Annotated in this window: 22 protein-coding genes and 1 rRNA gene; 12 read left to right on the forward strand and 11 right to left on the reverse strand. The window is 71.5% G+C overall.

The window, feature by feature from the left end; all coding sequences use genetic code 11:
• Positions 1 to 361: 361 nt before the first annotated feature.
• Positions 362 to 1,876: ribosomal RNA gene (locus O7624_RS04905) — 16S ribosomal RNA — on the reverse strand.
• 629 nt (positions 1,877 to 2,505) lie between these two features.
• Positions 2,506 to 3,792, reverse strand: a complete 1,287-nt coding sequence (tyrS, locus tag O7624_RS04910) for a tyrosine--tRNA ligase (protein ID WP_282239101.1) — start codon at positions 3,790 to 3,792, stop codon at positions 2,506 to 2,508.
• Positions 3,793 to 3,905: 113 nt separating this feature from the next.
• On the opposite strand from tyrS, the gene O7624_RS04915 reads away from it, so the two are divergent.
• The 4 genes from O7624_RS04915 (at position 3,906) to O7624_RS04930 (ending at position 6,415) form a co-directional block, all read left to right on the forward strand.
• Positions 3,906 to 4,286 (forward strand): PaaI family thioesterase, encoded by a 381-nt coding sequence (locus O7624_RS04915; RefSeq protein WP_282240540.1) that lies wholly within the window; start codon positions 3,906 to 3,908, stop codon positions 4,284 to 4,286.
• A gap of 215 nt (positions 4,287 to 4,501) precedes the next feature.
• Positions 4,502 to 5,728 carry a divalent metal cation transporter gene (locus O7624_RS04920; protein ID WP_282239102.1) on the forward strand — a complete coding sequence of 409 codons (1,227 nt, stop codon included), beginning with the start codon at positions 4,502 to 4,504 and terminating at the stop codon, positions 5,726 to 5,728.
• Positions 5,725 to 6,105 (forward strand): hypothetical protein, encoded by a 381-nt coding sequence (locus O7624_RS04925; RefSeq protein WP_282239103.1) that lies wholly within the window; start codon positions 5,725 to 5,727, stop codon positions 6,103 to 6,105. The genes O7624_RS04920 and O7624_RS04925 overlap by 4 nt, the downstream gene beginning before the upstream one ends.
• Entirely contained in the window at positions 6,092 to 6,415 is a 324-nt protein-coding gene (locus tag O7624_RS04930) for a PRC-barrel domain-containing protein (protein WP_282239104.1), read from the forward strand. Before O7624_RS04925 ends, O7624_RS04930 begins: the two co-directional genes overlap by 14 nt.
• A gap of 71 nt (positions 6,416 to 6,486) precedes the next feature.
• On the opposite strand, the gene O7624_RS04935 is transcribed toward O7624_RS04930, so the two are convergent.
• The 3 genes from O7624_RS04935 to O7624_RS04945 form a co-directional block, all read right to left on the reverse strand.
• The gene (locus O7624_RS04935; protein ID WP_282239105.1) at positions 6,487 to 7,920 is read right to left on the reverse strand and encodes a hemolysin family protein; all 1,434 of its coding nucleotides are present in this window, start codon (positions 7,918 to 7,920) and stop codon (positions 6,487 to 6,489) included.
• Positions 7,921 to 8,095: 175 nt separating this feature from the next.
• Positions 8,096 to 8,731, reverse strand: a complete 636-nt coding sequence (locus O7624_RS04940; protein WP_282239106.1) for a hypothetical protein — start codon at positions 8,729 to 8,731, stop codon at positions 8,096 to 8,098.
• 49 nt (positions 8,732 to 8,780) lie between these two features.
• Complete coding sequence (locus tag O7624_RS04945; protein WP_282239107.1) at positions 8,781 to 9,281, reverse strand: GNAT family N-acetyltransferase; 501 nt, start codon at positions 9,279 to 9,281, stop codon at positions 8,781 to 8,783.
• Positions 9,282 to 9,410: 129 nt separating this feature from the next.
• Here O7624_RS04945 and ppdK point away from each other — a divergent pair, with 129 nt between their 5' ends.
• From ppdK to O7624_RS04970, 5 genes are all read left to right on the forward strand, one after another.
• Positions 9,411 to 12,071: a pyruvate, phosphate dikinase gene (gene ppdK / locus O7624_RS04950; protein ID WP_282239108.1), complete on the forward strand. Its 2,661-nt coding sequence runs from the start codon at positions 9,411 to 9,413 to the stop codon at positions 12,069 to 12,071.
• Between the two features lie 12 nt (positions 12,072 to 12,083).
• The gene (locus tag O7624_RS04955; RefSeq protein ID WP_282239109.1) at positions 12,084 to 12,524 is read left to right on the forward strand and encodes a hypothetical protein; all 441 of its coding nucleotides are present in this window, start codon (positions 12,084 to 12,086) and stop codon (positions 12,522 to 12,524) included.
• Positions 12,525 to 12,804: 280 nt separating this feature from the next.
• Positions 12,805 to 15,465, forward strand: coding sequence for a cation-transporting P-type ATPase (locus tag O7624_RS04960; RefSeq protein WP_282239110.1), 2,661 nt, complete (start codon positions 12,805 to 12,807; stop codon positions 15,463 to 15,465).
• Positions 15,465 to 16,361 (forward strand): universal stress protein, encoded by an 897-nt coding sequence (locus O7624_RS04965; protein WP_282239111.1) that lies wholly within the window; start codon positions 15,465 to 15,467, stop codon positions 16,359 to 16,361. The genes O7624_RS04960 and O7624_RS04965 overlap by 1 nt, the downstream gene beginning before the upstream one ends.
• A gap of 66 nt (positions 16,362 to 16,427) precedes the next feature.
• Positions 16,428 to 17,273, forward strand: a complete 846-nt coding sequence (locus O7624_RS04970) for a universal stress protein (RefSeq protein ID WP_282239112.1) — start codon at positions 16,428 to 16,430, stop codon at positions 17,271 to 17,273.
• A 48-nt stretch (positions 17,274 to 17,321) separates the two neighbouring features.
• On the opposite strand, the gene O7624_RS04975 is transcribed toward O7624_RS04970, so the two are convergent.
• From O7624_RS04975 to O7624_RS04995, 5 genes are all read right to left on the reverse strand, one after another.
• Positions 17,322 to 17,945 carry an FMN reductase gene (locus O7624_RS04975; RefSeq protein WP_282239113.1) on the reverse strand — a complete coding sequence of 208 codons (624 nt, stop codon included), beginning with the start codon at positions 17,943 to 17,945 and terminating at the stop codon, positions 17,322 to 17,324.
• Complete coding sequence (locus tag O7624_RS04980) at positions 17,942 to 19,081, reverse strand: LLM class flavin-dependent oxidoreductase (protein WP_282239114.1); 1,140 nt, start codon at positions 19,079 to 19,081, stop codon at positions 17,942 to 17,944. Before O7624_RS04980 ends, O7624_RS04975 begins: the two co-directional genes overlap by 4 nt.
• 167 nt (positions 19,082 to 19,248) lie before the next feature.
• Positions 19,249 to 19,854, reverse strand: a complete 606-nt coding sequence (locus O7624_RS04985) for a DNA-3-methyladenine glycosylase (RefSeq protein WP_282239115.1) — start codon at positions 19,852 to 19,854, stop codon at positions 19,249 to 19,251.
• 95 nt (positions 19,855 to 19,949) lie between these two features.
• Positions 19,950 to 20,642, reverse strand: coding sequence for a response regulator transcription factor (locus O7624_RS04990; protein ID WP_282239116.1), 693 nt, complete (start codon positions 20,640 to 20,642; stop codon positions 19,950 to 19,952).
• On the reverse strand, positions 20,639 to 21,499 hold the full coding sequence (locus O7624_RS04995) for a histidine kinase (RefSeq protein WP_282239117.1): 861 nt from the start codon (positions 21,497 to 21,499) through the stop codon (positions 20,639 to 20,641). The genes O7624_RS04990 and O7624_RS04995 overlap by 4 nt, the downstream gene beginning before the upstream one ends.
• Before the next feature lie 133 nt (positions 21,500 to 21,632).
• Here O7624_RS04995 and O7624_RS05000 point away from each other — a divergent pair, with 133 nt between their 5' ends.
• From O7624_RS05000 to O7624_RS05010, 3 genes are read left to right on the forward strand one after another with little or no spacing between them, the layout of a single operon-like run.
• Complete coding sequence (locus O7624_RS05000; RefSeq protein ID WP_282239118.1) at positions 21,633 to 22,343, forward strand: ATP-binding cassette domain-containing protein; 711 nt, start codon at positions 21,633 to 21,635, stop codon at positions 22,341 to 22,343.
• A complete protein-coding gene (locus tag O7624_RS05005; RefSeq protein WP_282239119.1) occupies positions 22,340 to 23,125 on the forward strand; it encodes a hypothetical protein in 786 nt (261 codons plus the stop codon). The genes O7624_RS05000 and O7624_RS05005 overlap by 4 nt, the downstream gene beginning before the upstream one ends.
• On the forward strand, positions 23,122 to 23,844 hold the full coding sequence (locus O7624_RS05010; protein ID WP_282239120.1) for a hypothetical protein: 723 nt from the start codon (positions 23,122 to 23,124) through the stop codon (positions 23,842 to 23,844). Before O7624_RS05005 ends, O7624_RS05010 begins: the two co-directional genes overlap by 4 nt.
• A gap of 143 nt (positions 23,845 to 23,987) precedes the next feature.
• On the opposite strand, the gene argH is transcribed toward O7624_RS05010, so the two are convergent.
• Positions 23,988 to 25,451, reverse strand: coding sequence for an argininosuccinate lyase (gene argH, locus O7624_RS05015; RefSeq protein ID WP_093404776.1), 1,464 nt, complete (start codon positions 25,449 to 25,451; stop codon positions 23,988 to 23,990).
• Positions 25,452 to 25,457: the final 6 nt, after the last annotated feature.

A 25,457-nucleotide genomic window follows, 5' to 3' on the forward strand; every position in this document is an offset into this window, starting at 1 on the left:
GCGTCCACTGTGCAATTCTCAACAAACAACCAACCCACAACCCACCGTCTCCCACCAGCCCGGCAACCACCGGCGGTATGAGAAACCAGGCCATGCCTGGCGCCACTCAGGACACCACGTCCCAAGCATCGGCTCTGAAAGACAACCACCACGGGTTGTTCCTTCAGGACCCAACAGGGTGCCCTACGCCTCCCCCAGCCGCACCACAACCCCGTTCCCACCACCCCACAGGGCAGCTGTACTAGGAAATTCCGGCCGTTGCCGAGGAAAACTCGCCAGTGTCTCCGCCAATCGAGCACCCCGACCCGACATCCGCGGGCCGCGGGCTCCATACCAGCCTTCGCTGGATGGTGCTCCTTAGAAAGGAGGTGATCCAGCCGCACCTTCCGGTACGGCTACCTTGTTACGACTTCGTCCCAATCGCCAGCCCCACCTTCGACGGCTCCCTCCACAAGGGTTGGGCCACCGGCTTCGGGTGTTGCCGACTTTCGTGACGTGACGGGCGGTGTGTACAAGGCCCGGGAACGTATTCACCGCAGCGTTGCTGATCTGCGATTACTAGCGACTCCGACTTCACGGGGTCGAGTTGCAGACCCCGATCCGAACTGAGACCGGCTTTTTGGGATTCGCTCCACCTCACGGTATCGCAGCCCATTGTACCGGCCATTGTAGCATGCGTGAAGCCCTGGACATAAGGGGCATGATGACTTGACGTCATCCCCACCTTCCTCCGAGTTGACCCCGGCAGTCTCCCATGAGTCCCCAACCGAATTGCTGGCAACATGGGACGAGGGTTGCGCTCGTTGCGGGACTTAACCCAACATCTCACGACACGAGCTGACGACAGCCATGCACCACCTGTCACCGGCCCCGAAGGACCCCACATCTCTGCGAGATTTCCGGCGATGTCAAACCCAGGTAAGGTTCTTCGCGTTGCATCGAATTAATCCGCATGCTCCGCCGCTTGTGCGGGCCCCCGTCAATTCCTTTGAGTTTTAGCCTTGCGGCCGTACTCCCCAGGCGGGGCGCTTAATGCGTTAGCTGCGGCACAGAGAACCGGAGAGGCCCCCCACACCTAGCGCCCAACGTTTACAGCGTGGACTACCAGGGTATCTAATCCTGTTCGCTCCCCACGCTTTCGCTCCTCAGCGTCAGTATCGGCCCAGAGACCCGCCTTCGCCACCGGTGTTCCTCCTGATATCTGCGCATTTCACCGCTACACCAGGAATTCCAGTCTCCCCTACCGAACTCTAGCCTGCCCGTATCGACTGCAGGCCCGCAGTTGAGCCACGGGTTTTCACAGTCGACGCGACAAGCCGCCTACGAGCTCTTTACGCCCAATAAATCCGGACAACGCTCGCGCCCTACGTCTTACCGCGGCTGCTGGCACGTAGTTGGCCGGCGCTTCTTCTGCAGGTACCGTCACTTGCGCTTCGTCCCTGCTGAAAGAGGTTTACAACCCGAAGGCCGTCATCCCTCACGCGGCGTCGCTGCATCAGGCTTCCGCCCATTGTGCAATATTCCCCACTGCTGCCTCCCGTAGGAGTCTGGGCCGTGTCTCAGTCCCAGTGTGGCCGGTCGCCCTCTCAGGCCGGCTACCCGTCGTCGCCTTGGTAGGCCATCACCCCACCAACAAGCTGATAGGCCGCGAGCCCATCCCAAGCCGAAAAACTTTCCACCCACAAACATGCGTCCGCAAGTGAATATCCGGTATTAGCCCCGGTTTCCCGGGGTTATCCCAAAGCCTAGGGCAGGTTGCTCACGTGTTACTCACCCGTTCGCCGCTCGAGTACCCCGAAGGGCCTTTCCGCTCGACTTGCATGTGTTAAGCACGCCGCCAGCGTTCGTCCTGAGCCAGGATCAAACTCTCCAACAAAAACCTGAAGGAAAATCCATCCCAGCAACAAACAAAATTGTTGCCAAAGGAATCCAAACCAACCAGAAAAACTGGCCAGCCCGGGAATCAAACAAAAACTTGGCACTGGCATATCAAGCACCCTGTTGAGTTCTCAAAGAACAACCACACACCATCAGACAACCCCACAAAGGGCCACCATCCGGGGCACCACACCCGCCACAACCGCGCCGGGCACTTTTACTACGTTACCCGGTGGTTTCTGCCGTGTCAAACCGGCTCACACCGCTTTGTCACGCTTCAACCCATTTCTCCGGGCACCACGATCAAGCCGGCTCCCGCCGTTCCGGTCGTGGTTTTGGCAGGCCAGCCGCTGCGGTCTACCGCTAGCGCGCCTGGGGCCCTGCCGGTCGTCAACCATACCCGGTCGGTTTCGCCCCGCCAAATCCGCCTCCCGACGAATCTGGGGCACCGCCCGGCTCCGACAGGGTGGACATCAACCACCCGGTCGGAAAGGTCTACCCGCGCTCCGGCCTTGGGCTTTCGCCCTGTTTCATCCGTTCCGCGCTGGCAGAGAGAAAGTTACGCGCCCGGCGGATTGATCGTCAAATCCACCGGGCGCGTCCCGCGTCACACCTGCCGGTCGGTGGTCAGGAGCCGACCTCCACCCCGGCGAAGGACCGCTTCCCCCGACGCAGCACCAGGTACCTGCCGTGCAGCAGATCTGCCGGAGAGACGACGGCGTCCGCCGCGACGACGCGGACGTTGTTCACATAGGCACCGCCCTCGGCGATCACCCGCCGGGCTTCCTTCATGCTGGGCACCAGGCCGGACTCCTTGAACAGGGCAGCCACCTCGGGGAGGTCGTCAAGGCGTACCAGGCCGGCCTCGGTGAGCGCGGCGCGCAGCGTCACCGCGGACAGGTCGTCCAGCGATCCCCGGCCGAACAGGGCCTGACTGGCGGCGACCACCTGCGCCATTTCCCGCTCACCGTGCACCAGGGTGGTCAGTTCCTCGGCGAGGGCACGCTGCGCGGCCCGGGACGCCGGCCGCTCCGCGGTCTCCTTCTCCAGTTCCTCCAGCTCCTCCCGGCTGCGGAAGCTGAAGTAGCGCAGGTAACGACCCACGTCCCGATCATCGACGTTGATCCAGAACTGGTAGAAGGCGTACGGGCTGGTCATCTCGGGATCGAGCCAGATCGCGCCACCCTCGGTCTTGCCGAACTTCGAGCCGTCCGACTTGGTCACCAGCGGGGTGGTGAACGCCTGGACCGGCCCGAGCCCGCGTCGCCGGACGTAGTCGACACCGGCGGTGATGTTGCCCCACTGGTCGGAGCCACCGAACTGGAGCTGGCAGCCGTGCCGCCGGTGCAGCTCGAAGAAGTCGTTGGCCTGGAGCAGCTGGTAACTGAACTCGGTGAAGCTGATGCCGCTCTCCAACCGGGCCCGCACCACCTCGCGAGCCAGCATCCGGTTGACCGGGAAGTGCTTGCCCACGTCGCGGAGGAACTCCACCACCGACATCTCGCCGGTCCAGTCCAGGTTGTTGACCAGGCGGGCGGCATGGTCTCCGGTGTACGACACGAAGGGCGCGAGCTGGTCACGGATCCGCTGCACCCAGCTCGCCACGACCTCCGGCGGGTTGAGGGTCCGTTCCGCGCTCTCCTTCGGGTCGCCGATCTGCCCGGTGGCTCCCCCGACCAGCAGCAGTGGCCGGTGCCCGGCGAGTTGGAGACGACGAGCGGTGGTGACCTGCATCAGGTGGCCGACGTGCAGGCTCGGCGCGGTCGGGTCGAAGCCCACGTAGAAGGCGGCTCCCGGGCCGTCGAGCAGCGCGCGCAGCTCGTCCGGGTCGGTGGAGTCCTGGAGCAGACCCCGCCAGCGCAGGTCATCGGTCAGGGAATCCCGCCGGACCGGCGGGAGGGTGCTGTCGGTCACGGTCACCGATTGTCCCCCATCAGGCCGGTCCGGCCCTACCGGGTTCCGGCGGAAGGCACCGGCACTAGGCTGGCGAGTCCAAGATCGTGGAGGTGGCCGTGGACGTGTCGACCATGTCGGGTGGCTTCTTCGCCCTGCTCGGGCTGGAGTTGGACGAGATCAGCGGGGACCGGGTCACGATCCGCTGGCGGGTCCGCCCGGACCTGCACCAGCCGTACGGCATCCTGCACGGCGGGGTCCACTGCTCGGTGGTGGAGACGGCGGCGAGTCTGGGTGCCGGCGTCTGGCTGGGTGAGCGCGGGCGGGTGGTCGGGGTGTCCAACCAGACCGACTTCCTACGGGCCGTGGGCGAGGGTGAGCTGGTTGCCGTGGGCACCCCGGTGCACCGGGGGCGGAGCCAACAGCTGTGGCAGGTGGAGATCACGGACGTGGACGGGCGGCTGGTCGCCCGCGGCCAGGTCCGCCTGCAGAACCTCTACCCGACCGCCGACTGACAAGAGCCGGGACTGGCATCCGCCGGGACTGACAAGGGCGGCCGGCTGACAGGGCTCGCCGAGCGGGTGGAACACGGTCGGCCTGGGAACCGGGCGCAGCCCGACCGCCGCTCATCGTCGCCGCCATGCCCTGAGCGGCACTGAAGGCGGTTTCGGGTAGATGGCGGCTTTCGCGGCGTTATCGTCGCGTCGATGACCGAGCCCGCACCGCCGACGTGAGGAAGCTCCTCGCCGCCACGCTCGGCATCCTGTCCGCGGTCGGTGGTTTCGTCGACATCGGCGACCTGGTCGCCGCCGGCCAGGCCGGTGCTCGCTTCGGCATGGCGCACGCCTGGGTGTTGCTGCTCGGGGTCGTCGCCATCTGCGCGTACGCGGAAATGGCCGGACGGATCGCGGCGGTGACCGGCCGGGCGGTGTTCGACCTGGTCCGGGAACGGCTCGGTGCCCGGATGGCACTGCTCAACCTGGTGGCGTCGTACCTGGTCACGGTGATCACCCTGGCCGCCGAGCTGGGCGGGGTGGCGCTGGCGTTGCGGCTGGCCACCGGCGTGCCGTACCTGCTCTGGGTGCCCGTCGCCGGGATCGCGGTCTGGCTGGTGCTGTGGCGCATGCGGTTCCCGGTGATGGAACGGGTCTTCGGGCTGGCCGGGCTCGCGTTGGTGGTGTTCGCCGTCGCCCTGTTCTGGCTGCCGACCGACTGGGCGGCGCTCGGGCGCAGCGCGGTGGCACCAGGCGACTCGGGTCAGGGCTGGGGGGCGTACTGGTTCGTGGCGGTGGCGCTGTTCGCCTCGACGGTGAGCCCGTACGAGGTCTTCTTCTTCTCCTCCGGCGGGGTCGAGGAACGCTGGAGCGCGGACGACCTGGCCGATGCCCGCTTCAGCGTGCTGGTCGGATTCCCGATCGGCGGATTCCTCGCCCTGTCGCTGATCGCCACGGCGGCGGTGGTGCTGCGCCCCGCCGGGTTGTCGGTGGACAGCCTCGACCAGGTCGCGCATCCGGTGGTGCTGGCCTTCGGCGCGGCCGGCCTGGCGGTGGCGGCACTGGCGTTCTTCGCGGTCACCTTCGGCGCCGCGCTGGAGACCGGCCTGTCCGCCGCGTACGCCGCCGCGCAGTACTTCGGTTGGCAGTGGGGCAAACGGGTCAGCCCGCGCGAGGCGGCCCGATTCCACACGGTGCTGCTGGTCAGCGTGCTGCTGGGCGTGCTCCTGCTGCTCACCACTGTCGACCCGGTGACGCTCACCGAATTCATGCTGATCATCAGTGCGGTGGCGCTGCCGCTGACCTACCTGCCGATCCTGGTGGTCGCTAACGACCGCACCTACCTGGGCGACCGGGTCAACGGCCGGGCACTCAACCTGCTGGGCGCGGTGCTGCTGCTGGTGATCCTCGCCGCCTCGATCGTCGCCGTACCGCTGGCGATCGGTACGAGGATGGGCCAGTGAGAATCCAGGTCAGCCAGGAACTGCTCGATCGCCAACTCGTCGACCGCGACGGCCGGCTGGTCGGCAAGGTCGACGACGTGGAGTTCGGGCTCGGCGCGGACGGGGTGCCGTACCTGCGGTCGTTGCTCACCGGCCCAGGTGCGCTCGGGCAGCGGGTCGGCGGTCGGCTGGGCCGGATGCTGGTGCTGACCGCCGAACGATTCGTCACGGATCGTCCGGTGGCGCCGTTGCGCATCCCGTACGCCCTGGTCACGCGGGTGGACAGTGCGGTCTGGCTGCGGGTGCGGGTCGACGAGCTGCCCACCTCGCCGGTGGAGGAGTGGTTGCGCCGACACCTGATCGATCGGATCCCGGGGGCCGGCCGTGCGAGCGGGTGAGTTGCTGGGTCGGACGGCGTACGACCATCAGGGCCGCCGTCTCGGTCGGGTCGTGGACCTCGTGCTGCGCGGCCCCGCTGACGGCCCGCTGCGGCTGACCGACCTGGTCGTCACCCGGCACTGGTACGGCCGGTTGAGTGGGCGGCTGATCGGTCCGCAGCGGCATCCGTCGGGTCCCTGGGCGATCCGGGCGCTGGCCCGGCTGCTCGGTCGGAGCACCTGGCAGGTGCCGATGGATCGGGTGCGGTTGGACCCGCCGCTGCCCGACCCGCGCGGTCCGGGCGGGCCGGGCGGGCCGGGCGAGCGCTGACTCGAAGCGTGCCTGAGCAGGCCCGTGCCGCCCCGACGACGGTCACCACGGGCGGGTTAGGCGCGACCCGCTCAACGACGGGTGCCGTCCAGCACCGAAGAGCCGTCGGTCGGCGTACCCGATCTGTCGTCCGGCTGCGACTCGGGCTCGTCGGGGACGGCAGGCGTAGCTGCCTCGGCCGCACCGGGGGCCGCGGGCGTCGCTGTCTCGGGAGTCTCCGGGTCCTCGGACGCCGCTGTGGCGCGGCGCAACCGGATGCCGGAGACCGCCCGGTCGTCGGCGAGCGTCACCTCCAGCCGCCAGGCGTCGACGGTGAGATGCTCCCCGGCGCGGGGAATCCGGCCGAGACCGGCCAGGAGCAGCCCGGCCACGGTGGTGTAGTCGCCGTCCGGACGCCCGGGCAGTTCCACGCCGATGTCGGGCAGATCGTGGACGGGAAACGTGCCCGGCAGCAGCAGCGCTCCCTCGTCGTCGGTGCGTACCGCACCGACGTCCCGGTCGGTCTCGTCGTAGATCTCCCCGACGATCTCCTCGAGGATGTCCTCCAGGGTGACGATGCCCTCGACGGCACCGCGTTCATCGACGACCAGGGCCATGTGCTGGCGTTCGGCCTTGAACCGGCGTAGCGCGTCGACCACCGGTACCGAGTCCGGCAGCAGCAGCGGCGGGCGGGCGTACTCGTCGACCGGCTGATCGTCACCGACGCCGACCAGATCCCGCAGGTGGATGACGCCCACCGAATCGTCCAGGCCGCCGTGGCGTACCACCGGCGCGCGGGAGTGCCCGGAGGCGGCCAGCACGAGTCGGGCCGCCTCCGCCGTGGTGCCGCTGTCCAGGCAGAAGACCTGCAACCTCGGCACCAGCACCGCCCGCAGCCGCCGCTCGGCGATCTCCACCGCGCCGGCGATGATGGTCTGCTGCTCCTTGGTGAAGCCGTGATGACCGGACACGATATCCCGCAGTTCGTCCGGGCTGATCTCGTCCCGCTCGGGCTTCGGGTCCAGGCCGAACAGCCGTACCACCAGGTCGCTGGTGGCACCGAGTACCCAGACCACCGGCCGGGTGAGGGCCGCGAGCAGGTCGAGCGGGCGGGCTACGAGCAGCGCCCACCGCTCCGGAACCTGCATGGCGATCCGTTTCGGGGCCAGCTCACCGAAGACCAGGGTGACGAAGGTCAGCACCAACGTGACCAGTACCACGGACACCGGGCCGGCGGCCCGGCCGAAGACACCCTCCAGCAGCGGGACCAGCGGCCGGGCCAGTGACACCGCGGCGGCTGCCGAGGCGAGAAAGCCGGCCAGGGTGATGCCGATCTGGATGGTGGCCAGAAACCGGTTGGGGTCGCGGGCCAGCCGGGCCAGTACCCGGCCCGTGCGCCCGGTGCGCTCCAGCCGTTGGACCTGGCTGTCGCGCAGCGACACCAGCGCCAGCTCGCTGCCGGCGAAGATCGCGTTCACCACGATCAGGACTGCGACCAGGGCCAGCTGGCTCCAGTAGCTCTGCACGCCTGGTTCTCCCTCGCTGGACCGCGCGCCGTGGCGCCGCCGGTGGTGGCCCCGCCGGCGTAGCGGTGCCTATGCCCACTCGCCCCGGCGGTGAATCATCGCCCGGTCGGGGCGACGGATCAACGTTCGGCCGGGGCGGTCGGACCCGTCGGCCCGCTCTGATCCGTCGGCCCGCTCAGCCCTGTGGCAGCGCCGGCGCCGGCAGGTCCAGGATGTACGACTCCCCCGCCCGGCGGAATCCGAGGCGGTGGTAGTACGGGGCGATCATGCCCGGCGGGCTCACCACCTGGCGGAACCCACGGTCGGTGAAGAGGCTGCTGCGCCGGTAGACGAACTCGCCGGGGGTGAAGTCACGAAACGGCGGGGTGACGTAGTCCAGGTCGACCTGGGCCACCCCGTCGCCGGCGTCGCGTACCAGCACCACACCGACGACCTCGTCCGCGCGTACGACGAGGAAGGCCGCACGGCCGGCCAGCCGGTCCGGGCGGAAACCCGGGTTGAACCGGGCGATGTCGGCGGCGTGCACCCGCAGCGTGTGGGCCAGGAACGCGTCGTCGGCCCCCACCTCGACGACCTGGTAGGTCTGCTCGTCATGGCGGGTGCTGAGCAGCCGCCGCAGGTACCAGATGTTGATCACAGCCAGCACCACGTTCAGCCCGACCATGGGCCACACCCGGATCGTGGCGTTGTAGCCGATCAGGACGGCACAACCGACCAGGTTCAGGGCGCGCAGCCGCAGGATGCGCGTCTGCAGCAGCGACCAGACCAGCAACGCGGAGCCGGCCCAGCCGACCAGTTCCAGCCAGTTCACCCCGCGAGGGTAGTCGCCGCCCTGGTCAGCCCGGGTGTCAGGGGGCGGATCACGCCGGGTCGGCGCCGGGTGACGGCGGCAGTTCCAGGACGTACTCGTCGATCTCGTGGCCGCGTCCCGGTGCGTACGCCCGCTCGGTGCTGCGGACGACGAAGCCGCAGCGGCGAAGCACCGTCAGCGACGCGGCGTTGTCGGTGGCCGTCCGCGCGAACAGCGGCCGGCGGGTGACCTCCCGCAGCAGCGCGGTCAGGGCACGGGTGGCGTACCCACGGCCCCAGTGCGGCCGGTCGATCCAGTAGCTGACCTCGAACGCGTCGTCGACGGGGAAGGCGAGCACGTGGCCCACCACCGTGTCGTCGACGGTCACCGTGCGGGCCAGGTTCTCCGGGCCGGTGAGGATGCGGACCCAGTGCGCGGCGAACGCCCGCCGGTCCGTCGGATCCTCGGCGCCGAAGGCGGCCATCCGGTTGGCCTCCGGGTCGAGCTGGTGGACGAAGAACTCCACCAGGTCGTCCTCGCGTACCGGGCGCAGCCGCAGGTCATCGGTCACCGGCCGACCATACGCGGCCCGGTTGAGGACCAGCGACCCTGTTCGGATCGGCTTTCGGCCCTGCCCCCACCAGCGGCGACGTTGCTACCAACGAGGCAGAGGCATCGACGGCGAAGTGGAGGCCGGGTCATGACCAGGTACGTGTACGACTTCATCGAGGGCGGTCGAGGCATGGCCGACCTGCTCGGCGGCAAGGGCGCCAACCTCGCCGAGATGACCCGGCTCGGGTTGCCAGTGCCGCCCGGGTTCACCGTCAGCACCGACGCGTGCCGGGCGTACCTCGTCGACCGGAAGGTGCCGGAAGGACTGTTCGACGAGGTGAACGCCCACCTGCGAGAGGTCGAGGTGCGGCTGGGCCGGCGGCTCGGCGACCCTGCTGAGCCGCTGCTGCTGGCCGTCCGTTCCGGCGGACGCTACTCGATGCCCGGGATGATGGAGACCATCCTGGACATCGGGCTCAACGACGCCACCGTGACCGGGCTGGCCCGGATCAGCGGCGACGAGCGGTTCGCCTGGGACTCGTACCGACGGTTGATCCAGATGTTCGGTCGGACGGTGCACGGTGTGCCGGCCGAGGAGTTCGACCGGGAGCTGGACGCGTTGCGGGCCACCGCCGGGCCGGACGGCCCCACGGCGGAGCAGTTGCGCGGGCTGGTCGAGACGTACAAGAAGGTGTTCGCCGACCGGGTCGGTCACGACTTCCCACAAGCCCCGCACGAGCAGCTGTACCTGGCGATCCGGGCGGTCTTCGAGTCGTGGAACGCCTCCCGGGCGGTGCTCTACCGACGCCGCGAACACATTCCCGACGACCTGGGCACCGCGGTCAACGTGATGGCGATGGTCTTCGGCAACCTGGGCCCGGACTCGGGTACCGGGGTGGCGTTCACCCGCGATCCGGCCACCGGCGCGCCCGGCGTGTACGGCGACTACCTGTCCGACGCCCAGGGCGAGGACGTGGTGGCCGGGGTCCGCAACACGGTGGGGCTGGACGAACTGTCCCGGCTCGACCCGGCCAGCTACCGCCGGCTGACCGGGATCATGACCACGCTGGAGCGGCACTACCGGGACCTGTGCGACGTGGAGTTCACCATCGAGCGGGGCCGGTTGTGGATGTTGCAGACCCGGGTCGGCAAGCGCACCCCGGCGGCGGCGTTCGTGATCGCCGCGCAGCTGGCCGACGAGGGTCTGATCAGCTGGGACGAGGCGTTGACCCGGGTCAGCGGGGCGCAACTCGCGCAGCTGATGTTCCCCACCTTCGACCCGGAAGCCACGCCGGAGCCGTTGGCCACCGGCGTCGGCGCCTCGCCCGGAGCCGCCGCCGGACGGGTGGTTTTCGACAACGCCGCCGCCACCGCGGCGGACGGGCCGGTGATCCTGGTCCGCCGGGAGACCAACCCCGACGACCTGCCCGGCATGATCGCCGCCGCCGGCATCCTCACCGCCCGGGGCGGCAAGACCTCGCACGCGGCGGTGGTCGCCCGGGGCATGGGACGCACCTGCGTCTGCGGGGCGGAGGCACTGGAGATCGACCCGGAGCGCGGCGAGTTCCGCGTCGGCGACCGGACGGTCCGGGCCGGTGACGTGATCTCCATCGACGGCAGCAGCGGCCGGATCTACCTCGGCGAGGTGCCGGTCCGTCCGTCCCCGGTGACCCGCTACCTCGCCGGTGACCTGGCGCCGCAGTCCGACCGGCTGGTCTCGGCGGTGGACCGGCTGCTGCGGCACGCCGACTCGGTGCGAAAGCTCGGCGTACGCGCCAACGCCGACACCCCCGACGACGCGTCGCGGGCGCGGACGCTCGGCGCGGACGGCGTCGGGTTGTGCCGTACCGAGCACATGTTCCTGGGCGCCCGTCGCGCCCTGGTGGAGCGGTTGATCCTGGCCGACGGGCTGAACGAGGTCCACGCCTCGCTGGCGGAGCTGCTGCCGTTGCAGCGGGAGGACTTCGTCGCGATCCTCGCGGCGATGGACGGCCTGCCGGTGACCATCCGGCTGCTCGACCCGCCGCTGCACGAGTTCCTCCCCCCGTTGCCCGAGCTGGCCGCGCGGGTGGCCCGGGCGGAGGCGCTCGGGCAGGATCCGGGCCGCGACGCGGTGCTGCTGGCCGCCGTCCGCCGGATGCAGGAGAGCAACCCGATGCTGGGCCTGCGCGGGGTTCGGTTGGGCCTGGTGGTGCCGGGCCTGTTCGCGATGCAGGTCCGGGCCGTGGCGGAGGCGGCGGCACGGCGGGTGGCCGAGGGCGGCGACCCGCGCCCGGAAATCATGGTGCCGCTGGTCGTCGACGTGCACGAGCTGGCCGCGGTGCGGGCCGAGGTGGCCGACGTGCTGGCCACCGTGCCGGGGGCGCCGCCGATCCCGGTCGGCACGATGGTCGAGACGCCGCGGGCGGCACTGACCGCCGGGGCGATCGCGGGCGAGGCGGAGTTCTTCTCCCTCGGCACCAACGACCTGACCCAGACCACCTGGGCGTTCTCCCGCGACGACGGGGAGGGCTCGTTCCTCGGTGACTACCTGGAGCGGGGCATCGTCGAGATGTCGCCGTTCGAGACCGTCGACGTCGCCGGGGTGGGCCGGCTGGTCCGTCTGGCGGTGGCCGAGGGCCGGGCCGCGCGACCCGGGCTGACCGTGGGGGTCTGCGGCGAACACGGCGGTGACCCGGAGTCGGTGGAGTTCTTCGCCGACGCCGGACTCGACTACGTCTCCTGCTCGCCGTACCGGGTGCCGATCGCCCGGTTGGCCGCCGGTCGGGCCGCGGTGGCCCGCGACTGCGCCGGCTCCGACGCTCGATAGGAGGTACCCGAGATGACTGCGATCTTCAATGCCACCGGGCCGGTGCCGCTGGTTCCGCCCCGACCGGCCCCGGAAACGGCGCCGCAGCCGGCAGCGCCGCTGTCGGTCGGGCCGGTGCAGGAGTTGCCTGGCACGCCGCCGGCCGCTGTGCTGCCGGTGACCCGCGACGGACGCCCGGTCGGCGTGTTCGTCGCGACCGGCGGGCGCGTGCGGTACCTGCCGCTGCCCGACCCGGATCGGCTGCTGGTCGCCACCGCCGGGGTGCTGGCCGTCGGGCTGGTCACCGCCGGGGTGACGGTGCTGGGTCGGCGCCGGCCACCCGCGGTCGCACGGCTGACCATGGGCCCGGGCGGCTGGGTCAGTTTCCGAGGGGTACGCGCCCCGGCTCCCCGGGCTGCCCGCCCCTGGTGGGCCCGCCTGCTCCGGGCCCACCGCCTGGTCGCCGAACGCTGAGCCGCGCCGTCGGGCGGGTACGCCACGGCGAGCACTTTCGGTGATGTGCTGCCTCCGGCCGGCCGGAGGCAGCACCATCGCGGATGTTGCCCGGATCATGACCAGGGTCGGCCGGCACGTCGGTGCCCGGCCCCGACGGGCGAGCAGCGTGCCGGCGTCACCGCGTGGGGACGGGCCGGCAGGGCCGTTGGTCCCGGGCCGGGCGGGCGATCGCCCCTGCCGGGCGGTGCCGGTCTCGGCGAGGCTGGTGTCGAAGGGGCGTGCCGTCCGGGTACGCCCGATGCACAGGGCGGAGTGGACGGTGGCCGGACAGGTCCAGGTCGCGGACGGGGACGTACGCAGCGAGAGCATCGTAGCGGCGGCACCCGACACCGGGCTCAGCTCGACCGAGGCCGCCCGACGGCTGCGGGTCGACGGACCGAACGCCGCCGCGACACCGCCCCGCCGGCACCTGGCTGCCCGGGTCGTGCACCAGCTCTCCGATCCCCTGGTCGCGCTGCTGCTCGCCGCCGCCGTGGTCACCACGGTGCTGCGGGACTACCCCGACACCGCGGTGATCCTGCTCGTGGTCGCCGTCAACACGGCCATCGGGGTGGTGCAGGAGGTACGCGCCGACCGAGCCATCGCCGCGCTCGATCAGCTCGCCGCGCCGACCGCCCGGGTGATCCGCGACGGCCGGGACGCGGTGCTGCCCGCCACCGAGCTGGTCCGGGGTGACCTGGTCCGGGTCGAATCCGGCGACGTGGTCCCGGCCGACCTGCTGCTGCACGATGCGAGCCGGCTGCACCTGGACGAGTCGGCGTTGACCGGCGAGTCGGTGCCGGTGTCCCGGGCGGCAGGCGAGGAGGCCAGCGCCGGCACGGTGGTGACGACCGGTCGGGCCGCCGGCACCGTGGTACGCACCGGCGCGGCCAGCGCGCTGGGCCGGATCGCCACCCTGGCGGCCACCACCCGGCCGGCGGCCACCCCGCTGCAACGGCGTCTCGCCGCGCTCGGCCGGATCCTCGGCCTCGCCGCCGTGGCGTTGTCCGGCCTGGTCTTCGCCATCGGTGTGCTCAGCGGTCGGCCCCTGGTGGACATGGCGGTCACCGCGGTGAGCCTGGTGGTGGCCGCGGTGCCGGAGTCGCTGCCGGCGGTGGTGACGCTGGCCCTGGCGCTGGGGGCCCGCCGGATGGCGGCGGCCCGGGCGATCCCCCGCCGGCTGCACGCGGTGGAGACGCTCGGCTCGGTCACCGTGATCGCCTCGGACAAGACCGGCACCCTGACCGAGGGACGGATGGCCGTGCAGTCGGCGGTCACCGGCGACGGCGAGCGGTTCGGTGTCACCGGCAGCGGGTACGCCCCGCACGGCACCGTGCACCGCGACGGCACGCCGGTGGCGGTGCCGGACGAGTTGCGCCGGCTGGCCCGGGCCGGGCTGCTCTGCAACGACGCGACCCTCGCCCCGCCGACCGAGGAGCGACCCCGCTGGGGCGCGGTGGGCGATCCGCTGGAGGCGGCCCTGGTGGCCTTCGCGGCCCGCTGCGGCCTGGATCCGCAGACCACCCGCAACGCCTGGCCCCGGGTCGCGGAGCACCCTTTCGACCAGCAGTTACGACGGATGACTACGGTGCACCGCTCCTGCGACCGTCGCTACCTGGTGGTGTGCAAGGGCGCGCCGGAGAACGTGCTCACCACGCCACTGCTCGACGCCGACGCCGACGAGTTGGCCGGCCTGACCGCCGCCGCGCACCGGCTGGCCGGCGACGGGCTGCGGGTGCTGGCGGTGGCCGCCGCCCTGGTGGACGCCCCACCGGCCGACCTCGCGCACCCCGAGGGACTGCGTCCGGTGGGTCTGGTCGCCGTCGGCGACCCGCTGCGCGCGGGAGCACCGGACATCGCCGACGGCTTCGCCGACGCCGGTGTGCGGCTCGTGCTGGTCACCGGCGACCACCCGGCGACCGCGGCGGCCATCGCCGGTCAGCTGGGCCTGTGGGCCGACGGCGACCCGGTGGTACGCGGCGACGACGGTGACCCCGCCGAGGCACCGGCGGCGGCGCGGGTGTTCGCGCGTACCCAGCCGGAGCAGAAGCTCGACATCATCGCCGGGTTGCAGTCCCGAGGGCATGTGGTGGCGATGACCGGCGACGGCGTCAACGACGCACCGGCGCTGCGCCGAGCCGACATCGGGGTGGCGATGGGCGGCGGCACCGAGGTGGCCCGGCAGGCGGCCGACCTGGTGCTGGTCGACGACGACCTGTCCACCGTGGCCACCGCGATCGGCGAGGGCCGCAGGATCTACGACAACATCCGCCGGTTCCTGCGCTATGCCCTCTCCGGCGGGGTGGCCGAGATCGCGGTGATGCTGCTCGGGCCACTGTTCGGCCTGCCTGTGCCGCTGCTGCCGGCCCAGATCCTCTGGATCAACCTGCTCACCCACGGGGTGCCCGGGGTTGCCCTGGGCGCCGAACCGGCCGAACCCGGCACCCTGCGTCGGGTGCCACGCTCACCGCAGGAGTCGGTGCTCGGCGCGGGGCTGGGCCGGCAGATCCTGGTCGGCGGCGCGCTGATCGCGGCGGTGACCCTGGGAGCCGGCGTGCTCGCCGCCCACTGGGACCGGCCGTGGCAGTCGGTGATCTTCATCGTCCTCGGCCTGACCCAACTCGGCGTGGCCCTGGCGGTCCGCGCGCCACGACCGGGCGGACAGCGGCGGGGCAACCTGGCCCTGCCGCTCGCGGTCGCCGCCTCCGCACTGCTCCAGGTGGCCGGAGTGCTGCTGCCGCCGCTGCGGGAGCTGCTCGGCACCGAGGTCCTCGGCGTCACCGAGCTGCTGGCCTGCGCTGCGGTCAGCGTCCTGCCCGGTCTGGTGCTGCGGCTGACTCGGCGTACGCCGGACACCGATCTGTCCACCTTTACGCCGTCAGTGAGCGAGGCTGACAGCGAAGTCGAGAAGGAGATGTGATGACCAGCAACACCGGCGCCCCCGTCGTGGTGGGCGTGGACGGTTCCGAGATCGCCCTGCACGCGGTGCGCGCCGCCGCGCGGGAGGCGGCGTACCGGCATCGTCCGCTGCGGATCGTGCACGCGTTCATCTGGCCACTGATGCGGGTGCCGCTGGGCCCCGCGCCGGGTGCGCCGGCCGACGGCGGGCTGCGTAACCAGGCCGAACGGTTCCTGGCCGACGCCGTCGCCGAGGCCGGCAAGGTGGCCCCGGAGGTGGCGGTGACCGGTGAGGTGGTCGACGGAGGGGCGAGCACCGTCCTGCTCGCCGAGGCCCGGGACGCGGCGTTGGTCGTCCTCGGCAACCGGGGGCTGGGCGGCTTCGCCGGGCTGCTGCTCGGCTCGGTGGCCGTGCAGGTCAGCGCCCACGCGGACGGTCCGGTGCTGGTGGTTCGCGGCGAATCGCGGGCGGATGGGCCGGTGGTGGTCGGCGTCGACGGTTCGGAGCTGTCCCGGGAGGCCGTCCGGTTCGCCTTCGAGGAGGCCGCGTGGCGCGGCACCGACCTGGTTGCGGTGCACGCCTGGCTCTATCCGACCCCGGCCGGTCCCGGTGACATCCTGCCCCTGGTCTACGACCTGGACGCCTTCCGGGACGAGGAGGAGCGCCTCCTCGCCGAGGCGGTGGCCGGCTGGTCCGAGCGCTATCCGGAGGTGCCGGTGCGGCGGCGGTTGGTGCGCGGTTCCCCAGGTCGGGCGCTGGTCGAGGAGTCCCGCACCGCCCAACTGGTGGTGGTGGGCGCGCGTGGGCGCGGGGCGCTGGGCGGGCTGCTGCTCGGCTCGGTCAGCCACGCCGTGCTGCACCACGCCCACTCCCCGCTGGCGATCGTCCGGAGGCTGCGTACGGTCGAGGGGACCTGACCGGTGGTGTGTCGACGCGTCCCGGCCGCGGGACGCGTCGACAATGAGCCCTGACCGACTCATGGAGTGACGATGAACCGACCTGTCGTGGTGGGGGTGGACGGATCACCGCCGAGCCTGGTGGCCGCGGAGCACGCGGCGCAGGCGGCGGTGTGGCGGTCCCGCCCGCTGCACCTGGTGCACGGCTACCTGCATCCGCTCGGCTACGGCGTGCCGATCAACCCGTACGAGGTGGGCGTGCCGGCAGCGTCGGAGGACGGCCGCAAGATGCTCGAACAGACCGCCGCCGAACTGGTGGACCGGTGGCCGGGGTTGACGGTCGAGGTGCGTCAGGTGGCCGGCGGGCCGGGCGCGACCCTGGTCGAGGAGTCCCGGCGGGCGGAGCTGGTGGTGGTGGGCAGCCGGGGTCTGGGCGGCTTCGCCGGGCTGCTGCTCGGCTCGGTCGGCACCCAGGTCGCCGCGCACGGGCACTGCCCGGTGCTGGTGATCCGCCCGCCCGACCGTCCGATCCCGACCGAGGGTCCGGTGCTTGTCGGTGTGGATGGTTCGGAGTCGGCCGAACTCGCCGTCGGTTACGGCGCGGAGGAAGCCGTCCGGCGCGGCGGGACGCTGGTGCTGATGCACGTCGCCGACGAAGGCGACGACGACGGGGCGGCGGCGGCCCTGCTCGCCACCGCCGGTGCGGCGGCGCGGGGCAGCCACCCGGGGCTGACCGTGGAGGAGCAGGTGATCGTCGCGCCCAAGCCCGATCAGGCGCTGATCGAGGCGACCGGGGACGCGGCGCTCGTGGTGGCCGGATCGCGCGGTCGGGGTGGCTTCGCCGGGTTGCTGCTCGGCTCGGTCAGCCAGACGCTTGTGCACCACGCCCGCTGCCCGGTGCTCATCGCCCACCCGTACCAGCCGGAGCAGTGAGCGCCGCTCGACCGGGCCGCCGCCACGTCGGCGGCCCGGTCGGCGGGATCAGCCGTCGCGGCCGTTGAGCAGTTGGTCGAAGCTGGTGGTGAGGGCGAACGGGTCGACGGGTCCGCTGGACGGGGCGCTGCGCCGCACCAGCTCGGCCAGTTCCCGACCGGCGCGCTCGATCCTGGCGCGCAGCGCACCGTCGACGGTCCCGCCGGACCAGTCCTCCGGGGCGGCGAAGACAGCGGTCGGCGTCACCACCGCCCGCAGGTAGGTGAACATCGGACGGAGCGCGTGCTCCAGCGCCAGGGAGTGCCGGGCGGTGCCGCCGGTCGCGCCGACCAGCACCGCACGGCCGCCGAGCGCGTCGGCGTCGACCAGGTCGAAGAACGACTTGAACAGACCGTTGTACGAGGCGTTGAAGATCGGACTGACGGCGATCAGCCCGTCGGCGCCGGTGACCTCGTCCAGTACCTGCCGCAGCGGCTCCGACGGGAAACCGGTGAGCAGATGGTTGACGATGTCGTGGGCGTGTTCGCGCAGTTCGACCGGGCGCAGCTCGACCTGCTCGCCGTGCCGGACCAACTCGTCGCGGGTGGCCGCGGCGAGTTGGTCGGCCAGCAGCCGGGTGGATGAGGGCTGGCTGAGACCGGCCGAGACCACGGCGAGGGTACGCACGGTCATCGGGCGCCCTCCGGTGCCCGGCCGGTGACGTCGTCGACGGCGTGGACGGTGCTGTCGCCGCCACCCCCGGCGGCGGCCAGCAGCGAGGCGTGGGTCGGCGCCAGCGGCACGTGCGCCGGCCGCAGCGACTCGAACTCCTTGCGCAGCACCGGCACGACCTCCTCGCCGAGCAGATCGAGCTGCTCCAGGACGGTCTTCAACGGCAGCCCGGCGTGGTCGACGAGGAACAGCTGCCGCTGGTAGTCACCCACGTAGTCGCGGAAGCTGAGCGTACGGTCGATGACCTGCTGCGGGCTGCCCACGGTGAGCGGGGTCTGCGCGGTGAACTCCTCCAGCGAGGGGCCGTGGCCGTAGACCGGCGCGTTGTCGAAGTAGGGGCGGAACTCACGTACCGCGTCCTGGGAGTTGCGCCGCATGAACACCTGGCCGCCGAGACCCACGATCGCCTGGTCGGCCGAGCCGTGACCGTAGTGCTCGAAACGCTGCCGGTAGAGGCCGACCATCCGCCGGGTGTGCTCGGCCGGCCAGAAGATGTGGTTGGCGAAGAACCCGTCGCCGTAGTAGGCGGCCTGCTCGGCGATCTCGGGACTGCGGATGGAGCCGTGCCACACGAACGGGGGTACGCCGTCGAGCGGGCGCGGCGTCGAGGTGAACGACTGCAACGGGGTGCGGAACTTGCCCTTCCAGTCGACCACGTCCTCGCGCCACAGCCGGCGCAGCAGGTCGTAGTTCTCGATGGCGAGGGGGATGCCGTTGCGGATGTCCTGGCCGAACCAGGGGTAGACCGGCCCGGTGTTGCCCCGGCCCATCATCAGGTCGACCCGGCCGTCGGCGAGGTGTTGCAGCATCGCGTAGTCCTCGGCGATCTTCACCGGGTCGTTGGTGGTGATCAGCGTGGTCGCGGTGGACAGGAGCAGCCGCTCGGTGCGGGCGGCGATCCAGCCCAGCATGGTGGTGGGCGACGAGGGCACGAACGGCGGGTTGTGGTGCTCGCCGGTGGCGAAGACGTCGAGGCCGACCTCCTCGGCCTTCAGCGCGATGGCCACCATCGCCTTGATCCGTTCGGCCTCGGTGGGCTCCCGGCCGTTTGTCGGGTCGACCGTGACGTCGCCGACGGTGAAGACTCCGAACTGCATGACCGCTCCCTCGTGTCGTCCGACCGGGCGATGGTGCCCGACGCCCCCGACAACATATTTGACGAGTCAACTATTCCGCGAGTCCCGCACCCACCAGTGTCCCCCGTCACGTCTTCCCCATCCCCGGCCGCGACCGGCGACGCCATCGACGAAACCGGACAACGGGGTCAGGTTCGGCGTCGTGGCACGTGCCGGCGGTACGGGCTGACGGTCGGGTCACCGGTGATCCAGAAGCGCCAGGGCACGTCGTGCGCGGCAGCCACGCCGACCCGCGGGCCGGCGGAGACGGCCGACGGCGCGACCGGGCGGGTCGGCGGAGACAGCAGCAGCGGTCCGGTCCCGTCGAGCATGCAGGTGCCGTTCGCCGCCGCATCGACGCCAAGCGCGACCACCAACCGTGCGGGTCCGCGCGCGAGATCCCGGTCGGCCACCTCGCCACGCCGCTTGCGGGCCAGGTCCATACCGTCGACCACCTCGCCGGCACGCAGCAGGACCGCCGCCGCCTCCCCCTCGTCCCCGCAGACGACGTTGAGGCACCAGTGCATCCCGAAGACGAAGTAGGTGTAGGCGTAGCCCGCCGGACCGAACATCACAGTCGTCCGGGGCGTCGGTCCGCGATGCGCGTGCGAGGCGGGATCCACCCCGGTGCCGGCGTACGCCTCGACCTCGGTCAGCCTGATCCGGACCCCGTTGGCCGACACCTCCCAGCCCAGCAGGTGCCGCGCCGTCTGCGCGACGTCGGCGGCCGGGGCACTCGACCAGGAATGCTGCACGCCTCCAGATAACCCGGCCCGGGTCCGACCGGCAAGCCGCGCCCCATGCTGATCGAGGGCCACGGCCGCAGCATCCGGCAGGCAGTACGCGAAGATCACGCAGAGGATCGACGTGCGACGAGATCGTTCTCGTAGGCTGCGATGACGAGCTGGGCTCGATCACGGGCGTCGAGCTTGGTGAGCAGGTTGCCGACGTGAGTCTTGACCGTCTTGATCGAGATGGTGAGTGTCCGGGCGATCTCGTCGTTGGACAGGCCGCGGGCCACGAGAGACAGCACCTCGGTCTCGCGGCCGGTGAGCCTGTCGATCTTACGAACCTCGGGCGGGCCGGGCCGGTCGAGGTAGTGCGCGACGAAGCGGGTGAGAATGCTTGGCGCGAAAAGGGACTCGCCCGCGTGGGTCCGTCGGATGGCGTCGACGAGTTGGTCCGGGTGTGCGTCCTTGAGCAGGAAGCCGTGCGCCCCGGCGCGCAGCGCGGCAGCCACGTACTCGTCGAGCGCGAACATGCTGAGCACGAGGACCTTGGTACCGCTCAGTTCGGTGGCGGCGGTGATGCGTCCGGTCGCTTCGATGCCGTCGCCGTCGGGCATCCGGATGTCCATCAGGACGACGTCGGGGCGGCGTTCGCGGGTGAGCGACACGGCCTCGTGTCCGGTGGCAGCCTGACCGACGACGCTGAGGCCCGGGGTGCCGTCGATGAGCAGGGCGAGGCTGTGCCGCAGGAGCGGCTGGTCGTCCGCGACGAGCACCCCGATGCTTGTGGACGGGCCCGCTGATTCCGTTGTCATCCGGACCGCCGAGCCGGGAGGCGCGCCGTGAGCTGGAAGCCCGGCCCGGACGGGCCGGCGCGCAGGGCACCATCGAGCATGCTCACCCGCTCGCGCAGACCGTCCAGGCCGTGGCCGGCCCCGGGGCGGGGTCGCCAGCCGGGGCGGGGACCGGTGTCCCGTACCTCCACCACGATCGCGTCGCCGTCGCGATCCACGGTGACGTGCACGCAGGTCGGCCCGGCGTGCCGGGCCGTGTTGCTCAGGCCCTCGCGGACGATCGCGCACACGGTGAGCTGCACGCCCGGCGGCACCTCGCCGACCTTCCGCACCTCGACAGTGGCGGCGATCCCGGCGGCGGTCGTGGAGCGCACGATCTCCGGTAGGGCGTCGAGTGTGTCGGGCGGCCGCAGGGGAGCGGGCTCGGCGCCAGGTGCGCGGAGCACGTCGAGCATCCGCCGCAGCTCGGCCGTGGTCTCCCGACCGACCTGTTCGATGTCGGCCAGGGCGTTCGCCCGTTCGGCCGCACCGGTCGGCCCGGTCACTCGGGCGGCCGTGGCGGCACGCACCGTGACCAGGCCCAGGCCATGCGAGACGAGATCGTGAAGCTCACGGGCGATGCGCAACCGTTCCGCCGCCGCGGCCCGCTCAGCCGCCCAGGCGGTCAGCCGGTCCTCGTACACCCGCCGTTCCTGACGGGCGCCGATCACCGCCCAGAGCAACGCTGCGACGGCGGTCGTGGTGATCACCGTCAGCAGGAGCGTCCCGGCCGGCCCCACGGTGCCCGCCGTCATCAGGCAGAGGAGCAGAGCCACCGGCACCGATACGGCGACGGCGGACAGCCAGGGGCGCCGTGTCGGTCGCCCGTCAGGTGCCATCTCGCGAGTCTAGGAACCCGGACCGTGGCCTGACATCGGACCTGGGTCGGAGCGACCTGAGGTGGGCGGGCTGGCGGAAGTCCCGGCTCTGGTCCGATGACGCGGACCGGCACTCTGAGCTGACATGGTGCTCATGCTGTCAGTCGAGCGTCTGGTCAAGCGGCGCGGCTCCCGCGAGATCCTCACCGATGTCACCTTCCGGGCCGCACCGGGCCGGGTGACAGGTCTGCTGGGGCCGAACGGTGCGGGCAAGTCATCCACCCTGCGCATCCTGCTGGGCCTGGACCGGGCAGATGCCGGCACGGCCCTGGTCGACGGCCAACCGTACCGGCGCCTGCGCCAGCCGTTACGCACCGTCGGGTCGATGCTGGAGGGCTCCGGCGCACACCGCTCCCGAACCGCGCGCAATCACCTCACCTGGATGGCGCGCAGCAACGGCATCCCGATCCGACGGGTGGCCGAGGTGCTCGATCAGGTCGGGCTCGGTGCCGCCGGAGGAACCAGGGTCGGCCGGTTCTCGCTCGGCATGTGCCAGCGGCTCGGGCTGGCCGCGGCGCTGCTCGGCGAACCACGTGCACTCGTGCTCGACGAGCCGGTGAACGGGCTCGATCCGGAGGGCATTCGCTGGATCCGCGTTCTGCTGCGCGGGCACGCGGACGCCGGTGGCACCGTGCTGCTCTCCAGCCACCTGATGAGGGAGGTGGACGAGATCGCCGACGACCTGGTCGTCATCGCCCACGGCCAGGTTGTCGCCGCCGGTCCGATCCGCGAGGTCACGGCCGGCTATCCGACACTGGAGGATGCCTTCTTCGCCCTCACCGGGCCGACGGCAGGTGGGCGATGATCTTCTTCGACGCGGTCGCCGCCGAAATTCGGAAGACGGCGACGCTGCCGGCGACCATGGTCGCGCTGGCTGTCACGGTGCTCGGTCCGGTCGCGATCACTCTGATCAACGCCATCGGCGTCCGCGCCGCGCTGCGCAGCGGACGGTCCGAGCTGACGGCCTACACCTCGCCTGTCGATGCGGTCTTCTCCGCGGTGCCGATCGGCACGGTCGGCGCGGTGGTCCTCGGCGTCGTCGCCGTTGGCGGCGAGTACACCGCGAACAGCGCCAGGATCGGCGGCGGTCGGCAGATCACCACGACCCTCACCGCCATCCCCAACCGCCTCGGCGTGCTGGCCGCCAAGGCCGTCACCGTCGCCCTGCTGGTCGCGGTCGCGGCTCTGGTGGTGATTCCCGCCTCGCTGGCGCTGGCCAGCGGGATAGTCGGCGCCGACGCTCCGCCGGCCCCGGAAGGGGTGCTGTCCCGCGCTGTCGGTGCCGGGATCTACTGGCTGCTCACGGCGTTGATCGCCCTCGCGGTCACGGTCTTCACCCGCAACGGGATCGTCCCGATCATCGTGCTCGTGGTGAACAGCAGCCTCGTCTCGGTCTCCGTGCTGCTGTCGCACCTCACCCCGCTCGCGAGGTTCCTGCCCGATCTCGCGGGCATGAGCATGTTCGCCGGCGACCTGCTGGCGTTCGACGACGCGCTCGCCCCGGTCACCGGCGGCCTGGTCATGGCCACCTGGACGGCCGGGCTACTCGCGCTGGCCGGTGCGGTCTTCCTGCGGCGGGACGCGTGATCCGCGCCTGCGCCCGCGCCACCGTCGCGGAGTTGACCAAGCTGTTCGGCCTGCCTGCGGCGCTGGCCGCGGTCTTCGGCACGATCGGCGCAGCCGTCGCCATCAGCGGGGCGTTGGCCGCCTCGCCGGTCGGGGCGAACGAGCCGGTCGCAGTCGTCCTCCAAGCGGTGCCGTACCTCCAGGCCGGCACCATCTCGCTCGGCGTCCTCGCGGTCGGAACCGAGTACGCCGATGGGCAGATCCACACCACCCTGCTGTGCGTGCCGGACCGCCTGGCCGTGCCGGCCGCCAAGACCATCGCCTACCTGGCCTGGGCTGCCGGAACCGCCGTCGCGGCGCTCGCCGTCGGGCTGCTCACGGCCCGAATCGCGCTGGCCACGCGGGACGTCCCGGTGGTCACCGACGGTTTCCCGTGGACAGTCGTCGGCGCGGCGGTCCATCTCGCGCTCATCGGGTTGCTCGGGCTGGCTTTTGCCGCGCTCCTGCGGGCCGTCGTATCCGCTCTCGTCGTCACGCTCAGCCTGGTTCTGGTCGTCTCGCCGGTGCTGGACGCCGTCACCCCGCACGCTCGTTACCTGCCGGACCAGGCGGGTGGCCTGCTCTACCTTCCCGACCCGGCACGGGTCCTGACGCCCGCCACCGGCCTGCTCGTTCTGCTCGGTTGGGTCGTCGTCATCGGGAGTGCGGCGGTGACTGCCTTCCGACGCCGGGACGCCTGAGGCCGATCACCCTCTCCACCCCTACCTCCCCCGCCCCGCCGCCGGGCGCGTCGAGGCAGCAGTTTCGGGGAAACCGTCGCCTCCGGGCACGCTGAGGCGACAGTTTCCCCGAAACTGCACGAGCAACCGCGAAGGGGTGCGGGTCAGCGCGGGACCACTGACTCGGCGGTCCAGTTGCGCCAGGTGGTCAGTTGGTCTGCGGCGGTGGCTAGTTGGTCGGCCACCGGGCCGGGACCCGTGGAGCCGGGGGTGATCCGGGCGGCGAGGGCGGACCGGACCGAGAGCACGTCGCGGACGCTCGGGTCGAGGTGCTCGCTGACGGTGGCCAGGTCGGCGTCGGAGACCTCGTCGAGAGCGCAGTCCCGGGCCGCGCAGAGCGCCACCAGCTTGCCGGTGATCTCGTGCGCGTCGCGGAACGGCACGCCCTTGCGGACCAGCCAGTCGGCCACCTCGGTGGCGAGGGAGAAGCCCACCGGCGCGGCGGCGACCAGGCGGTCGACGCGTACCGTCATGGTGGAGATCATCCCGGCGAGCGCCGGCAGCAGCAGTTCCAGGGTGTCGACCGCGTCGAAGGCCGGCTCCTTGTCCTCCTGCATGTCCCGGTCGTACGTCATCGGCAGGCCCTTGAGCATGGTCAGCACGGCGACCAGCCCGCCGACGAGCCGCCCGGACTTGCCCCGGGCCAGCTCGGCGATGTCCGCGTTCTTCTTCTGCGGCATGATCGACGAGCCGGTGGCGAAGGCGTCGTCCAGCTCCACCCAGCCGAACTCCTGCGACGTCCAGAGCACCACCTCCTCACCGAGCCGGGACAGGTGCACCCCGATCATCGCGGTGACGAAGAGGAACTCGGCGACGAAGTCCCGGTCGGCGACCGCGTCCATCGAGTTGGCGAAGGACGTCCGGAAACCCAACTCCTTCGAGACCGCCCCCGGGTCCAGCGGCAGCCCCGAACCGGCCAGCGCCCCCGCGCCGAGCGGGCTGACCGCGGTCCGGTGGTCCCAGTCGCGCAGCCGTTCCAGGTCCCGCAGCAGCGGCTGCACGTGGGCGAGCAGCCAGTGGCCGAAGGTGACCGGCTGGGCGTGTTGCAGGTGGGTCATGCCGGGTGCGGCGGTGTCGACGTGCCGTCCGGCCTGCTCGACGAGCGCCTCGGCCAACTCCACCAGCCGCGCGGCCACGCCCCGCGCGTGGTCACGTAGGTAGAGCCGCAGGTCGGTGGCGACCTGGTCGTTGCGGGACCGGCCGGCACGCAGCTTGCCACCGAGGCTGCCGAGTCGTTCCAGCAGCCCGCGCTCCAGGGCGGTGTGCACGTCCTCGTCGTCGACTGTGGGACGGAACGTGCCCGAGGCGCAGGCGGCCTCCAGGTCGTCGAGGGCGGCGAGGATGCGGCCCAGTTCCTCCGGGTCGAGCAGGCCGGCGCCGGCCAGCACCCGGGCGTGCGCCCGGGAACCCGCGATGTCGTACGGGGCCAGCCGCCAGTCGAACTGCACGCTCACCGACAGGCGGGCCAGGGCCTCGGACGGGCCACCGGCGAAGCGCCCTCCCCACAGGCTCGTCCGGTTGGCCGCTGCGCTGTTCTCGGTCAGGCTCTTGTCATCCACCCGGTCAATTGTGGT

The sequence above is a fragment of the Verrucosispora sp. WMMD1129 genome (assembly GCF_029581255.1).
In the GTDB taxonomy this organism is placed as follows: Bacteria; Actinomycetota; Actinomycetes; order Mycobacteriales; family Micromonosporaceae; genus Micromonospora; species Micromonospora sediminimaris.

Excerpts from the sequence above, each read along its gene's own strand:
- O7624_RS04995 (WP_282239117.1), bottom strand. The coding sequence starts at position 21,499 with ATGGCACCTGACGGGCGACCGACACGGCGCCCCTGGCTGTCCGCCGTC.
- O7624_RS04955 (WP_282239109.1), top strand. The coding sequence starts at position 12,084 with ATGACTGCGATCTTCAATGCCACCGGGCCGGTGCCGCTGGTTCCGCCC.
- O7624_RS04960 (WP_282239110.1), top strand. The coding sequence starts at position 12,805 with ATGCACAGGGCGGAGTGGACGGTGGCCGGACAGGTCCAGGTCGCGGAC.
- O7624_RS04980 (WP_282239114.1), bottom strand. The coding sequence starts at position 19,081 with ATGCAGTTCGGAGTCTTCACCGTCGGCGACGTCACGGTCGACCCGACA.
- O7624_RS04975 (WP_282239113.1), bottom strand. The coding sequence starts at position 17,945 with ATGACCGTGCGTACCCTCGCCGTGGTCTCGGCCGGTCTCAGCCAGCCC.
- O7624_RS05005 (WP_282239119.1), top strand. The coding sequence starts at position 22,340 with ATGATCTTCTTCGACGCGGTCGCCGCCGAAATTCGGAAGACGGCGACG.
- O7624_RS04965 (WP_282239111.1), top strand. The coding sequence starts at position 15,465 with ATGACCAGCAACACCGGCGCCCCCGTCGTGGTGGGCGTGGACGGTTCC.
- O7624_RS04915 (WP_282240540.1), top strand. The coding sequence starts at position 3,906 with ATGTCGGGTGGCTTCTTCGCCCTGCTCGGGCTGGAGTTGGACGAGATC.
- ppdK (WP_282239108.1), top strand. The coding sequence starts at position 9,411 with ATGACCAGGTACGTGTACGACTTCATCGAGGGCGGTCGAGGCATGGCC.
- O7624_RS05000 (WP_282239118.1), top strand. The coding sequence starts at position 21,633 with ATGCTGTCAGTCGAGCGTCTGGTCAAGCGGCGCGGCTCCCGCGAGATC.
- O7624_RS04990 (WP_282239116.1), bottom strand. The coding sequence starts at position 20,642 with ATGACAACGGAATCAGCGGGCCCGTCCACAAGCATCGGGGTGCTCGTC.